14 protein-coding genes are annotated in these 13,962 nt (G+C 44.8%); 9 read left to right on the top strand and 5 right to left on the bottom strand.

The window, feature by feature from the left end; translation table 11 throughout:
• Positions 1 to 8 precede the first annotated feature (8 nt).
• The 4 genes from QWZ07_RS19580 (at position 9) to luxS (ending at position 5,739) form a co-directional block, all read left to right on the top strand.
• Positions 9 to 2,867, top strand: a complete 2,859-nt coding sequence (locus tag QWZ07_RS19580) for a M16 family metallopeptidase (protein ID WP_102353229.1) — start codon at positions 9 to 11, stop codon at positions 2,865 to 2,867.
• Positions 2,868 to 2,966: 99 nt separating this feature from the next.
• Positions 2,967 to 4,535 carry a glutamate--cysteine ligase gene (gene gshA / locus QWZ07_RS19575; RefSeq protein WP_029223242.1) on the top strand — a complete coding sequence of 523 codons (1,569 nt, stop codon included), beginning with the start codon at positions 2,967 to 2,969 and terminating at the stop codon, positions 4,533 to 4,535.
• A 10-nt stretch (positions 4,536 to 4,545) separates the two neighbouring features.
• Positions 4,546 to 5,196: a transglycosylase SLT domain-containing protein gene (locus QWZ07_RS19570; protein ID WP_032500972.1), complete on the top strand. Its 651-nt coding sequence runs from the start codon at positions 4,546 to 4,548 to the stop codon at positions 5,194 to 5,196.
• A gap of 24 nt (positions 5,197 to 5,220) precedes the next feature.
• Positions 5,221 to 5,739: an S-ribosylhomocysteine lyase gene (gene luxS, locus QWZ07_RS19565; protein ID WP_017106874.1), complete on the top strand. Its 519-nt coding sequence runs from the start codon at positions 5,221 to 5,223 to the stop codon at positions 5,737 to 5,739.
• Between the two features lie 86 nt (positions 5,740 to 5,825).
• Here the strand turns inward: luxS and QWZ07_RS19560 are convergent, their stop codons facing one another.
• The gene (locus QWZ07_RS19560) at positions 5,826 to 7,097 is read right to left on the bottom strand and encodes an HlyC/CorC family transporter (protein ID WP_017108711.1); all 1,272 of its coding nucleotides are present in this window, start codon (positions 7,095 to 7,097) and stop codon (positions 5,826 to 5,828) included.
• Between the two features lie 127 nt (positions 7,098 to 7,224).
• Entirely contained in the window at positions 7,225 to 8,019 is a 795-nt protein-coding gene (locus QWZ07_RS19555) for a cytochrome C assembly family protein (RefSeq protein WP_029223243.1), read from the bottom strand.
• 200 nt (positions 8,020 to 8,219) lie between these two features.
• Between QWZ07_RS19555 and ffh the strand changes: the two genes are divergently transcribed.
• The 5 genes from ffh (at position 8,220) to rplS (ending at position 11,836) form a co-directional block, all read left to right on the top strand.
• Complete coding sequence (gene ffh / locus QWZ07_RS19550; protein ID WP_029223244.1) at positions 8,220 to 9,614, top strand: signal recognition particle protein; 1,395 nt, start codon at positions 8,220 to 8,222, stop codon at positions 9,612 to 9,614.
• A gap of 212 nt (positions 9,615 to 9,826) precedes the next feature.
• The gene (gene rpsP, locus QWZ07_RS19545; RefSeq protein WP_004735508.1) at positions 9,827 to 10,075 is read left to right on the top strand and encodes a 30S ribosomal protein S16; all 249 of its coding nucleotides are present in this window, start codon (positions 9,827 to 9,829) and stop codon (positions 10,073 to 10,075) included.
• Positions 10,076 to 10,101: 26 nt separating this feature from the next.
• Positions 10,102 to 10,656: a ribosome maturation factor RimM gene (rimM, locus tag QWZ07_RS19540; protein WP_009847609.1), complete on the top strand. Its 555-nt coding sequence runs from the start codon at positions 10,102 to 10,104 to the stop codon at positions 10,654 to 10,656.
• A gap of 26 nt (positions 10,657 to 10,682) precedes the next feature.
• Positions 10,683 to 11,423 carry a tRNA (guanosine(37)-N1)-methyltransferase TrmD gene (gene trmD, locus QWZ07_RS19535; RefSeq protein ID WP_009847608.1) on the top strand — a complete coding sequence of 247 codons (741 nt, stop codon included), beginning with the start codon at positions 10,683 to 10,685 and terminating at the stop codon, positions 11,421 to 11,423.
• A gap of 59 nt (positions 11,424 to 11,482) precedes the next feature.
• Positions 11,483 to 11,836 (top strand): 50S ribosomal protein L19, encoded by a 354-nt coding sequence (gene rplS, locus QWZ07_RS19530; protein ID WP_009847607.1) that lies wholly within the window; start codon positions 11,483 to 11,485, stop codon positions 11,834 to 11,836.
• A 464-nt stretch (positions 11,837 to 12,300) separates the two neighbouring features.
• On the opposite strand, the gene yacG is transcribed toward rplS, so the two are convergent.
• The 3 genes from yacG to coaE form a co-directional block, all read right to left on the bottom strand.
• A complete protein-coding gene (yacG, locus tag QWZ07_RS19525) occupies positions 12,301 to 12,498 on the bottom strand; it encodes a DNA gyrase inhibitor YacG (RefSeq protein ID WP_017056605.1) in 198 nt (65 codons plus the stop codon).
• An 81-nt stretch (positions 12,499 to 12,579) separates the two neighbouring features.
• On the bottom strand, positions 12,580 to 13,320 hold the full coding sequence (gene zapD / locus QWZ07_RS19520) for a cell division protein ZapD (protein ID WP_017108712.1): 741 nt from the start codon (positions 13,318 to 13,320) through the stop codon (positions 12,580 to 12,582).
• Between the two features lie 26 nt (positions 13,321 to 13,346).
• Complete coding sequence (gene coaE, locus QWZ07_RS19515; RefSeq protein WP_192852304.1) at positions 13,347 to 13,961, bottom strand: dephospho-CoA kinase; 615 nt, start codon at positions 13,959 to 13,961, stop codon at positions 13,347 to 13,349.
• Between the last annotated feature and the right edge of the window lies 1 nt (position 13,962).

Raw genomic sequence — 13,962 nt, 5'->3', positions numbered from 1 at the left:
GAGAACCTATGAAAAAGGTTTTACTTGGTACATTTTCTCTTATCGCCATTGCTGGCTGTTCTTACAATGTACCTAGCTCAACACCCTTCTTTTCTTCGCTACCTGAAGGTGTCACCTTATTAGAAGAAGTTAAGCCTTCTAAAGATAAAGTCGTGATTCCGTATGCGAAATATCAGCTTGAAAATGGCTTGACCGTTATTCTATCTCCTGATGATTCCGATCCACTGGTGCATGTTGATGTCACTTATCACGTAGGTTCTGCTCGTGAGCAGATTGGTAAGTCAGGCTTTGCTCACTTCTTTGAGCACATGATGTTCCAAGGCTCTGAAAACGTTGGTGACCAACAGCACTTCAAGATCATTACCGAAGCGGGTGGTTCTTTAAACGGCACCACTAACCGTGACCGTACCAACTACTTTGAAACCGTTCCATCTAATCAACTTGAGAAAATGCTGTGGCTGGAATCAGACCGCATGGGCTTCTTGTTGGATGCGGTTTCTCAGAAGAAATTTGAAGTTCAAAGAGGCACGGTTAAGAACGAGCGAGCTCAAAGCTACGAAAACCGTCCTTATGGCTTGATGTGGGAACGTATGGGTGAAGCCCTTTACCCTGAAGGCCACCCATACTCGTGGCAACCAATCGGTTATGTTGAAGACTTAGACCGTGTGGATGTGAATGATCTTAAAGCCTTCTTTCTACGCTGGTATGGCCCAAATAATGCCGTGTTGACTATCGGTGGTGATATCGACGTTGATGACACGCTAGAGTGGGTTAACAAGTACTTTGGTCCAATCCCTCAAGGCCCTGAAGTTAAGGCTGCTGAGAAACAACCTGCGGTGCTGACTGAAGATAAGTACATCACCTTAAAAGATAATATTCGTCAGCCGATGGTACTGGTCGGTTGGCCAACGACATATCGTGGTGAAGAAACACAAGCTTCGTTAAATGCACTGTCTAACGTTTTAGGTTCTGGTACCAACAGTTACCTATACCAAAACTTGGTTAAGACGCAAAAAGCAGTGAGCGCGGGTTCTTTCCATGACTGTGCTGAATTGGCTTGTACCATGTATGTTTATGCGATGGGCGACTCTGGTAAAAAAGGGGATTTGACGGTTCTTAACAAAGAGTTGATGGATACCTTAGAGCAGTTCTCGAAAGAGGGTGTTGAACAAGAGCGCTTAGACCAAATTACTGGTATGGCTGAAGCGGATGCGGTTTTCGCTCTACAAAGTGTCAAAGGGAAAGTTTCACAACTGGCTTCGAATCAGACGTTCTATGGTCAACCTGACCGTATTGAATCGCAACTCGATCAAATCCGAGCGGTAACACCAGAAAGCGTCAGCAAGGCATACCAAGATTTCATCGAGGGTAAGCATAAGGTGACACTCAGTGTTGTTCCTAAGAAGCAGCTCGATCTCGCAGTTCGTGAAGCTACATTCACCACTCCAGATCGCACGTTACCTGAATACGCTAAGGTCACTGAAGATCAGCTTGATTTCAGAAAAGCACCCAACACATTTGATCGCAGTGTGATGCCAGAAGTGAACTTTGGTGTTGAAGCGACCATGCCTGAGCTGTATCGCATGCACTTTGCGAATGGCACAGACTTGATTGGTACCGTGACCAGTGAAACGCCGACAGTGCAGCTACAAATTCAACTGCCTGCAGGCGAACGCTATGTTCGTAAAGGGCAAGAAGGCTTAGCGAACTTAACCGCTTCTATGATGGAAGAAGGTTCGACGAAACGAACGGTTGAAGAATTACAGGCGACCTTAGATAAGCTAGGTAGCAGTGTCAGCATTAGCGCCGGAAGTTATACCACGGATATCTCGGTTTCAACGCTAGAGAAAAACCTGCCTCAAACCTTAGCGATCGTACAAGAGGTTCTGTTTGAGCCTAAGTTTGATGAGCAAGACTTCGAACGCGTGAAGAAGCAGATGCTTGAAGGTGTTGTCTATCAGCATCAACAACCAAGCTGGATGGCTTCTCAAGCAACCCGTGAAGTGTTATTTGGTGACAGTATTTTTGCTCGAGCAAGCGATGGTACTAAAGCGTCTCTATCGCAACTGACCTTAGATGATGTAAAAAAATTCTATGGTCAACATTACACACCAGAAGGTGCCAATATTGTTGTTGTGGGAGACATCTCGAAGAAAGAGGTGGGGAAACAGCTACAATTCTTTGAACAGTGGCAAGGCGATGCGGCACCACTAACGCGTCCGCAGATCATCAAAGAGCTTTCAGGACAGCATCTGTACTTAGTAGATAAACCAGGTGCGCCACAAAGTATTGTTCGTCTGGTGCGTAAAGGTTTACCTTTTGATGCGACGGGTGAGTTGTATTTGAGCCAGTTGGCTAACTTCAATTTAGCCGGTAACTTCAATAGCCGCATTAACCAAAACTTACGTGAAGACAAAGCGTACACTTATGGTGCAAGCGGTTACTTCGCGAGTACACGTGAAACTGGTGCGGTAGTATTTAGTGCTCAAGTGAGAGCCAATGCGACGGTTCCATCGATTCAAGAGTTTATCTCTGAGCTAAATGAATTTAGTCAAAGTGGATTAACTGACGAAGAGGTGAAATTTATGCGCCTTGCCGTCGGTCAACAAGATGCGCTTAAATACGAAACTCCAAGTCAAAAGGCTGGGTTGTTGAGTAATATTGTTGCGCTGAGCCTTGACGAAGATTACCTGCAACAACGTAATCAGATAGTTGAAACGGTCTCAAAAGAGACGTTAAACGAGCTATCTAAGAAATGGTTTGACCCGAATGATTATCAAATAATTGTTGTTGGCGACGCGGCTTCGCTTCGTCCTCAACTAGAAAAGTTAGATATTCCAATAGAAGAGCTTGAAATCATTCGTTAGAGTACACATTAAAGGGGGAGGGAAAAGACTCTATTTTTCTCCTCCGACCTAATTTATGATAGTTCTAATCAGAACGATATAAGATAAGTGAACTGAATTTTGACTGATTTTGCTGCGCGACTAAAGCAAGTTGCAACCAACCCTAAGACCTTCTCTCAATTTGGTCGTGGTGTTGAAAGGGAAACGTTACGCTACACGGAAGATGGGCATCTTGCGACTGGGCCGCACCCAAAGGCTTTGGGATCTGCGTTGATGAACGGATGGGTAACGACCGATTTTTCTGAGTCGCTACTGGAGTTTATTACGCCTGTTTCTAACGACGTTCCGACGCTTTTGAATCAGTTGTCTGATATCCATCACTTCACACAAACCAAGTTAGATGGCGAAAAGATGTGGCCGCTTTCTATGCCTTGTTATGTAGGCAGTGAAGATTACATTCAGTTAGCGCAATACGGTACCTCTAACAACGGCAAGATGAAGACGCTATATCGTGAAGGCCTAAAACGTCGTTACGGTAGCCTGATGCAGATTATTTCAGGTGTTCACTTCAACTTCTCTTTCCCGGATAGTTTTTGGGATAGCCTGTTTGGAGAGCAAACCGAAGAAGCACGTTGTGAATCTAAGTCCGATGCTTACTTTGGTTTGATTCGTAATTACTACCGTTTTGGTTGGTTAATTCCTTATTTCTTCGGTGCTTCACCTGCACTATGTCCTTCTTTCATCAAAGGAAGAGAGACAAAGCTACCTTTTGAAAAGATTGGTGAGACGCTGTATCTACCAAAAGCAACGGCACTACGTTTGAGCGATCTTGGCTACACCAACAGTGCTCAAAGTGTATTGAAAATTGGCTTTAATAGCCTAGACCAGTACCTAGAGGGATTGAACCAAGCGATTCGCACTCCATCGGAAGAGTTTGCCGAAATCGGTACTAAAGTTGATGGTGAATACCGTCAGTTGAATAGCAATGTTCTTCAAATCGAGAACGAGCTTTATGCGCCAATTCGTCCTAAGCGTGTTGCTAAAAGTGGTGAGAAGCCATCTGAAGCACTGGCTCGTGCTGGTGTCGAGTACATCGAGGTTCGCTCTTTAGACGTAAACCCATTCAGCTCAATTGGTATCAATGAGCAACAGGTTCGCTTCTTGGATTTATTCCTAACTTGGAGCGTGCTAACCGACTCTGCTGAGATGGATAACTGCGAACTTGAATGCTGGCGCGATAACTGGAACAAGGTGATCTTAGAAGGTCGTCAGGTTGGTTTAGAGCTGAAAATCGGTTGTCATGGTGAACGATTGTCTCTGCAAGATTGGGCGAAGCGCGTCTTCAAAGACCTACGCTCTATTGCTGAGATGATGGACGCTGAACAAGGCGGCCGTGCATACCAAGAAACGTGTGATACGCTTGAAGCTTGGATCGATAACCCAGAATTAACGATTTCTGGTCAGCTACTTGAAGAGACCAAGAGATTAGGTGGCTTAGGAAAAGTGGGCTGCGCGTTGGGGAAAACCTACGCTCAACAACACAAAGCGCATCAATATAAAGTTTACTCAGCTGAGTTGATGGAAGCGGAAGTTCAGCGCTCAATGATCGCTCAACAACAAAGTGAAGAAGCAAGCACTCAAGATTTTGACAGCTTCTTAACGGATTATTTTTCGTATTTAAAAGCATAGCGAGACTTTGGTGGAAAGGAAGCAAGCCTTATTAGGCCAGCCTAAACGCGTAAGTGGAAAATGGTTGCCTGTAGTGACTGTTGGTGTTGTCTCTAGCCTATTGGTTGGATGTGCAACGCCACCGCCAAAACAGCAAGATAACTTGTGCAGCATCTTTAGAGAGCACCCTTCGTGGTATGAAGATGCACTCGATATGCAAGAAGAGTGGGGCACGCCGATCAACGTAGCGATGGCTTTTGTGAAACAAGAGAGTAGCTATCGTCATGATGCGCGCCCGCCTAAAGATTACATTCTTGGCTTTATTCCGTGGGGCCGTGTGAGCAGTGCCTACGGTTATGCGCAAGCTCAAGACCCTGCTTGGGAAGACTTCCAAAAGGCGACGAATAACGGTGGCTCAAGAACCAGTTTTGATGATGCACTGATGTTCATCGGTTGGTACACCAGCGAAACGCGTCGTCAGTTAGGGGTTTCACTTTGGGACCCATATAACCAGTACTTGGCTTATCATGAAGGTCGTGGTGGTTATAAGCGCAAGTCATACAATAGCAAACCATCGTTGATTAAGGTGGCGCGCAAAGTCGAGCAGCAAGCAAAAGATTATGGATGGCAGCTGAAACAGTGCCGTAAAGAACTAGAAGACAATAGAAGTTGGTTTTTCTAAAGCCAACCGTCACGGAGAATAGCAATGCCTTTATTAGATAGTTTCACTGTTGATCATACGCGCATGAACGCCCCTGCAGTTCGTGTAGCTAAAACAATGCAAACCCCAAAAGGGGATACCATCACGGTATTTGACTTGCGTTTTACGGCACCAAATAAAGATATCCTATCTGAAAAAGGTATCCATACTCTAGAGCACCTATACGCGGGATTTATGCGTAATCAACTGAATGGTTCAGACGTGGAAATCATCGATATTTCACCGATGGGCTGTCGTACTGGTTTCTACATGAGCCTAATTGGTACGCCTTCAGAGCAGCAAGTGGCAGACGGTTGGTTGGCTGCAATGCAAGATGTGCTGAAAGTTGAGAGCCAGAATAAGATCCCTGAGCTGAACGAATACCAATGTGGTACAGCGGCAATGCACTCTTTGGATGAAGCTAAAGATATCGCCAACGCGATCATCGCTGCAGGTATCTCTGTAAACAAAAATGATGAACTGGCACTGCCAGAGTCAATGCTTCAAGAGCTTAAAATCGACTAATCATTGTAGCTCCCTAGATAGGGCGAGTTAGATACTAAAAGGCCCGGTTCAATGAACCGGGCCTTTTGTTTTTCGTCGAGTAGTGATTATCCGTTAGCGACCTGTGGAAATACACGTACTAGCTTGATGCGGTTTTCTTCGAGTTCAACGATTTCCATCGGATGGCTGGCAACCTCAACACTGAGGTGACTTTCTGGGATGTCCTCTAGATGTTCTAATATCAGGCCATTGAGTGTTCTTGGGCCGTCAGTAGGCAATGTCCATTGCAAACCTTTGTTGATATCTCGGATATTAGCGCTGCCTTCAATCAAGAAGCTACCATCGCTTTGCGGCGTGATCTCTTCAGATAAGCTCGGTGCGATAGAGGTCGTAAATTCGCCCACGATCTCTTCAAGAATATCTTCTAGCGTAACCAAACCATTGATATCGCCATATTCATCGACGATCAAACCAATACGCTGTTTGTTGCGTTGGAATTTAAGCAGTTGAATGTTGAGCGGCGTCGCTTCAGGAATAAAGTAGATTTCATCTGCGGCACGCAGCAGCGTCTCTTTATTGAATTCGTTCTTTTCAAGCATCAAGCGATAAGCTTCACGCAGCCTCAGCATACCAACCACTTCATCTATTTGATCGCGGTATAGCACGACACGACCATGAGGAGAGTGAGTGAGCTGACGGACGATAGACTTCCAATCATCATTGATGTCGATGCCAGTGATCTCGTTACGTGGCACCATGATGTCATTCACGGTGACGTGCTCTAAATCTAGAATCGACACCAACATATCTTGGTGACGCTGAGGTATTAGGGTTCCCGCTTCATTTACTACCGTTCTAAGTTCTTCTGAGCTCAAATGGTCGGTCGCATCATGGCTGGCTTTGACACCTAAGATACGAATGAAGCCGTTGGTAATAAAGTTAACCAAGATAACCAGTGGTGACAGCACCTTCATCAGTATCATTAATAGAATACTGCTGGCGTAAGACACTCGTTCTGGGAAAAGTGAGGCGATGGTTTTTGGGGTAACCTCAGCAAATACGAGGATCACTAGGGTCAGGGCTCCGGTTGCGATTGCAACACCGATATCCCCATAGATGCGCATACCAAGAATCGTAGCGATCGCAGATGCAAGAATGTTGACGAGATTGTTGCCGATGAGAATGAGGCCGATCAATCTGTCTGGGCGACTCAGAAGTTTTTCTACGCGTTTGGCACCTTTATGGCCCGTACTGGCTAAGTGCTTTAAACGGTAGCGGTTCAGGGACATCATGCCCGTTTCAGAACCAGAGAAATAACCAGAAATTACGATGAGACACGCGAGTAGCGCAAATAAGATACCCGTTGATATGTCGTCCAAAACTATTCTTTTCCTATTTGTGTATCTTGATTAATTTATGACCGAACATGGTCGAGATGTCAATTGAATCTAACGGACTCAATATTTTAAAGGCAAGGTGTGTGAGACCTTGCCTTTATTTTACAGACTAATTCAGGATGATTTCCTGAACGAAGCGGCTACCGAAGTAGGCTAATGTGAGCATGCTGGCACCCGCAAGGGCGAACCAAGTGACTTTCTGTCCACGCCAACCTTTTTGGTAATGACCCCAAAGAAGGATGGAGTAGATAACCCAAGCAATAAAAGACAACACGGCTTTGTGCGCCTTTCCTTGAGCAAACATATCTTGTACGAAGATAAGGCCAGTCAGCAAGGTGCCGGTTAATAAACCATTACCGATAAGAATGATCTTGAAAAGTTGTCTTTCCACCATCATTAATGGAGGTAAGTTAGGGTTTATTACTAACGCTTTTTTCTTTTTAAGTTTGTGATCGAGCCACGCGAGTTGCAGAGCGTATAGCGCGCCGATAGTTAGTGTCGCGTATGAGAAGAGCGCCAAAGAGATGTGCACAAGCAGTTTTGGGTCATTCTCTAGGTGTTTGATGAAGGTGCTCGGAAGAAAAGTGGCAGCCATCAAGTTAAGCGCAGCGAAGCTATAAACGACGGGCAAGATGAACCACAATCGGGTTTTGAGCATAGCACCGCTCATGACCAAAGAGATGATTAAACTGATCAATGAAGCAACGTTCAAGATACTGAGGTTTTGGCCACTGGCATTAAAGATTAAATCGCCAAGCAACCAAGCATGGAAAGCTAAAGCAAGTAATGCGCTGATAAACACCGTTTTTACACGGATTCCTGTTTGGTGCACGAGACCTGGAATGATCGTGGAAATCGCCATTGTATAAAGAAAGGCTGCTGCGATCGCAATAAGACTGTCCATGGTATCCATTTAAATGATTACTAATTGACGAATTATACCTTGCATCGCTCTTTGGGGCTATGGTGAACCTCACTCAATTCCAAGGGAACAATGTCTCACATCACAAGCGTGGATGATTAACGCTCTACAACGGGTATGACTCTAATCCACGCTAATGTATACTCACAGTAATAGTCGCAGGATTGAGCGAAGAGAAAACTATGTTTGATAATTTAACGGATCGTCTATCCAAAACGCTGAAGAATATCAGCGGTAAAGGTCGCCTGACCGAAGACAATATTAAAGAGACGCTGCGTGAAGTACGTATGGCGCTACTTGAAGCCGACGTTGCACTGCCAGTTGTCCGTGATTTTGTTAAGCGCGTAAAAGAAGGCGCTGTGGGTGTTGAGGTATCTAAATCTCTAACACCTGGCCAAGAATTCATTAAGATCGTTCAAGCTGAACTTGAAGCTGTGATGGGTGAGTCTAACGAGGCTCTTGACCTAGCAGCACAACCGCCAGCAGTTATCTTAATGGCGGGTCTACAAGGTGCGGGTAAAACCACATCGGTAGGTAAACTATCTAAGCTCCTGACTGAGCGTGACAAGAAGAAAGTTTTGGTTGTGTCTGCCGACGTTTACCGTCCAGCGGCGATCAAACAGCTTGAAACCTTAGCAAGCGATGTTGGTGTCGACTTCTTCCCATCTTCAGCTGATCAAAAGCCTCTTGATATTGCAAATGCTGCAATCGACCACGCGAAGAAGAAATTCTACGACGTTCTAATTGTCGATACTGCCGGTCGTTTGGCTATCGATGAAGAGATGATGGGCGAGATCAAAGAGCTTCATACGGCAATTAACCCAGTAGAGACACTGTTCGTTGTTGATGCAATGACAGGTCAAGATGCTGCGAACACTGCAAAAGCCTTTGGCGATACGCTACCACTTACCGGTGTTATCTTAACGAAAGTGGACGGTGATGCGCGTGGTGGTGCAGCTCTGTCTGTTCGTCATATCACAGGTAAACCGATTAAATTCTTGGGTGTTGGTGAAAAAACTGACGCACTAGAACCGTTCCACCCAGATCGTGTTGCTTCTCGTATCCTTGGTATGGGCGACGTACTGTCTCTTATTGAAGACCTACAGAAAAACGTTGATACCGAGAAAGCAGAGAAACTGGCTAAGAAGTTCAAAGAGAAGAAAGGCTTTGACCTTGAAGACTTCCGTGAGCAGCTAGGACAAATGCAGAACATGGGCGGCATGATGGGCATGATGGATAAGCTTCCAGGCATGTCTCAGCTACCGGACAACGTAAAAGATAAAGTTGATGACAAGATGTTCAAGCAGATGGAAGCGATCATCAACTCTATGACAATGAAGGAGCGTCAGCGTCCTGACCTAATCAAAGGTTCACGCAAGAAGCGTATTGCTGCAGGTTCTGGCACTCAAGTACAAGATGTAAACCGTATGCTGAAACAATTCACTCAAATGCAGAAGATGATGAAGAAAATGCAGAAGGGTGGAATGAAAGGCATGATGCGCAACATGCAGGGCATGATGGGCGGCGGTGGAGGTATGGGCGGAATGGGTGGTGGTTTTAACCCGTTTGGCCGATAATCTACAAATGTAAGCTTTAGCTACGTTACTTTTCATAGTGTTAGCCGTGTCACAGAAAGTGTACGGTGGCTATGTTGGTGAAAAAATAGCTAAAGCCCTTGCATTGCACCGGAATAAGAGTAAAATTCCGGGGCTTTAATTTGGCACGAGACCCCAAGCTATTTACTTATACTTGGGGTTAATTATTTTATTAAGAAAGCAAAGAGGACGACATGGTAACCATTCGTTTGGCACGTCACGGTGCAAAGAAGCGCCCATTTTATCAAATCGTAGTTGCGGATAGCCGTAACTCTGTAACTGGCCGTTTCATCGAGAAAGTAGGTTTCTTTAACCCTACTGCTCAAGGTCAAGAAGAAGGTCTACGTCTAGACCTAGATCGTGTTAACCACTGGGTTGGTCAAGGCGCATCTCTATCTGACCGCGTAGCTAAGCTAGTTAAAGACGCTCAAAAAGCGGCTTAATTCTTTTTTAAAAAGAGAAATAGCTTATGTCGATGAAGGGTAAAGAAACGATGAGCGAGCAAAACGAAAGAATTGTTATGGGTAAACTTGGGTCTACCTATGGTATTCGTGGCTGGCTTAAAGTGTTCTCCTACACAGACAATGCTGAAAGCATATTTGATTACAGTCCTTGGTATTTAAAGCTAAAGGGCGAGTGGGTTGAGTATAAAGTTGAAAGCTGGAAACGTCATGGCCAAGGCTATGTATGTAAGCTAGCGGGATTAGATGTACGTGAAGACGCGCAACTGATGACCAACTTTGAAATTGCTATTGACCCTGCTTCATTACCTGAATTGTCAGAAGATGAATTCTACTGGCGCGAATTGTTCGGTATGCAAGTTTTTACCACTAAAGGTTACAACCTTGGTGAGGTCACTGACCTATTAGAAACTGGCTCGAACGATGTTCTAGTAATCAAAGCAAATCTTAAAGATGCTTTTGGCCAAAAGGAACGGTTAATCCCGTACCTTGAAGAGCAAGTGATCAAGAAAGTTGATCGCGAAGCTCGCCGGATCGAAGTTGACTGGGATCCTGGATTCTAACTCCAAATTACAGAGCGAGAGAACACATGTGGGTTGGCATTATTAGCCTTTTTCCTGAAATGTTCCGTTCTGTTACTGATTTTGGAGTAACAGGTCAAGCGGTTAAAAAAGGTCTTTTATCTATTGAGACATGGAATCCTCGTGATTTCACTCATGATAAACATCGCACTGTTGATGACAGACCTTACGGTGGTGGTCCTGGCATGTTAATGATGGTTCAGCCTTTGCGCGACGCTATCCAAACAGCCAAACAGGCAGCACCGGGAAAGACGAAGGTTATCTACCTTTCACCTCAAGGTCGTAAACTCGACCAACAAGGTGTTGAAGAGCTGGCAACAAACGAGAACTTGCTTCTTATTTGTGGTCGCTATGAAGGGGTAGATGAGCGCATCATTCAATCTGAAGTCGACGAAGAATGGTCGATTGGAGATTTTGTGATGACGGGTGGTGAGTTGCCAGCCATGACGTTGATTGATTCAGTCTCTCGGTTTGTTCCGGGTGTACTTGGAGATTTCGCATCAGCAGAAGAAGATTCTTTTGCAAATGGTTTGCTAGATTGTCCCCATTATACGCGCCCTGAGGTGCTAGACGATAAAGATGTACCTTCGGTACTCAAGTCTGGAAACCATAAGGACATTCGTCGCTGGCGATTGAAACAATCGTTGGGCCGAACTTGGCTAAGAAGACCAGAACTCCTGGAAAACCTAGCTCTGACTGACGAACAGGAACAATTACTGGCTGAATTCATTAAAGAGCAACGCTCTTAACGAAAAGCAAGCAGTAACCTATTAAATTTAGTATCAGTTTATTCTAGGAATTTATACAAATGAGCAACATCATCAAGGCTCTTGAAGAAGAGCAACTAAAATCAGACCTTCCTAAATTCGCACCAGGTGACACTGTTGTAGTTAAGGTTAAGGTAAAAGAAGGTGACCGTGAGCGTCTACAGGCTTTCGAAGGCGTTGTAATCGCTATTCGTAACCGTGGTCTACACTCTGCATTCACAGTTCGTAAGATCTCGAACGGTGAAGGCGTAGAGCGTGCGTTCCAAACTCACTCTCCAATGGTTGATAGCATCGAAGTTAAACGCCGTGGTGCAGTACGTCGTGCCAAGTTGTACTACCTACGTGAGCGTTCTGGTAAGTCAGCTCGTATTAAAGAGAAGCTTACTAAGAAGTAATTCTTTTTGCATTCTATCGATAAAAGCGGAGCCATTTGGTTCCGCTTTTTTGTACCTGTTATTTAGAGTTTCGCTGATAAGAGATCCCCAACTCGCTCGTTTCTCGCTCTTGGGATATCGAGAAGAGTGTCATACGTGAGCATATCGTCGGAAATCTGCCCCAGAGCTAGGTATATGATTTAGTTCGAAGTCATTAGATCCCCAACTCGTTCGTTCCTCACTCTTGAGAATGACGAATGGGTAACCGGAATCTGGCATTGGATGATGAAGACTTATTGGGGTAGAGGCCCAGTAGGAAGGCTGTGGCTAATAGAATCCCGTAGGGACAATAACCGTCATTCCCTAGACTGGCGAAGGAAGGAGTAGGGAATCTCTGGTAGCGCCGTGTTATAGGCAATAAAAAAGGATTGACGTAAAACGTCAACCCTTCAAAAATTACTCGCTACTCGCTACTCGCTACTCGCTTAGTGCGGGTCTTCCGACCAACCATCGCTATCTGACATGTCTGGTGCGCCAGCGATGCTGTTCTCTTCGTCTGCCCATTCACCGAAATCAATCATCTGACATTGCTTGCTGCAAAACGGGCGATGTGGGCTTTGTTCGCCCCATTCAACGTCGGTATTACATTGAGGGCATTTTACGATGGTGATTTTTTTCGACATAGTGATTCTTAATTTGAAGGTGTAATAATACTGAGTTTAGGCTCGAGTGAGGACTCAAGCCAAACTATAAAAGGAAATTAATTAGGTGCAGATAGCCAATTCAAATTCGATATCTTGAGTACAGGCTTGGCCGGTTTCAAAACTCATGAACTTAACTGCAAAACGGTTCTTATGGCCTGAGATCATCGGGTAGGCGCCGTATTGCATTGGAATAGAAAGACGAAGGATATTTGCTTCATCAGCATCGCTCTGGAAGAAGCCAGCACGAGCTATTTGCTCTTTAAAGTGACCAGTCTCTCTGGTGAGCTTTAACCACAGTGTCAGCGCTTCATAGAGCGGTTGTAGGCTGTCCATCCATGCTTTGGCATCTCTCATTTTTTTATCGAGAGGTAGGTGCAGCCAATAATGCAGTGCGGGTAAATCAAAGCAGCACGAACCACCGGGTAAATTAAAGCGTTGACGAATCGCGCTCAGGAAACGGTCTTCTTTTAGGGATTGCCCAAAACGTTCGGCCTGCATCAGTTCGCGATAGATATTGCCAATATCATTGAGTAATGACGTTAACATCTCTTGATCGACACCTTCAACATCTAACCAACTCTTGTAGGTTACACGTTGTTTCTCAATGTCTTTCGCCAGTTCACTCTTAAGTTGGATCTGTTCGAATATTTCAATCAGATCAAAGATTGAACGGAAAAAGAGTTGATACTGTTGAGCATCAGAAAATGTAGAAGACAGGTGGAGCTGCCTCAAGAGTGATTCAACTCTTAAGTAGATTCTTGTTTTCTCATTTAGAGGATGTTCAAATTTATGGGTGATCATCAAGCAAACCTTCATTCAACATAGTTCTATTCTGACCCATCTACTGTACTGATTGCCAGATACTTTTGATGTAAATCTGTGATTTGAGGCAAAAGTTCTTGGTTTTTAGTATGGTTTTTAATCACGTCATCTGCAACCGCTAAGCGCTGTTCTCTTGAAGCTTGTGACTTTAAAATTGCTGTAACCTGTTCTTTTGAAACATTGTCACGACTCATTGTGCGTTCTATTTGTACTTCTGCCGGCACATCAACGATTAAAACGCGATCGGCCATACCTTGCATTTGGTTTTCAACCAATAGCGGTGCGACTAATAAAGCATAAGGGGATGTGACTTTAGACAGGTCACTGTCAATTTTGTCGCGGATCATTGGATGAAGCAGTTCATTGAGCCATTGTTTTTCTGTGGGATCAGTGAAGATCACTTCGCGCAGTTTAGCTCGGTTTAGCGCTCCATCTTTGAGCAATACCTCTTCACCAAAATGAGTAGCAATCTGTTTTAGACCTTCACTGCCCAACGCCACCACTTCGCGTGCCACGATATCAGCATCGACAATATCAATATTGAAATGCTCATGGAATAGGTTGGCTACCGTGGTTTTGCCACTGGCGATACCACCACTTAATCCGATAATGATTGCCATG

This window comes from Vibrio lentus, from assembly GCF_030409755.1.
GTDB classification, from domain to species: Bacteria; Pseudomonadota; Gammaproteobacteria; order Enterobacterales; family Vibrionaceae; genus Vibrio; species Vibrio lentus.
The sequence above is the reverse complement of the archived record's forward strand: the minus strand, read 5'-3'. Positions and strand labels throughout refer to the sequence as shown.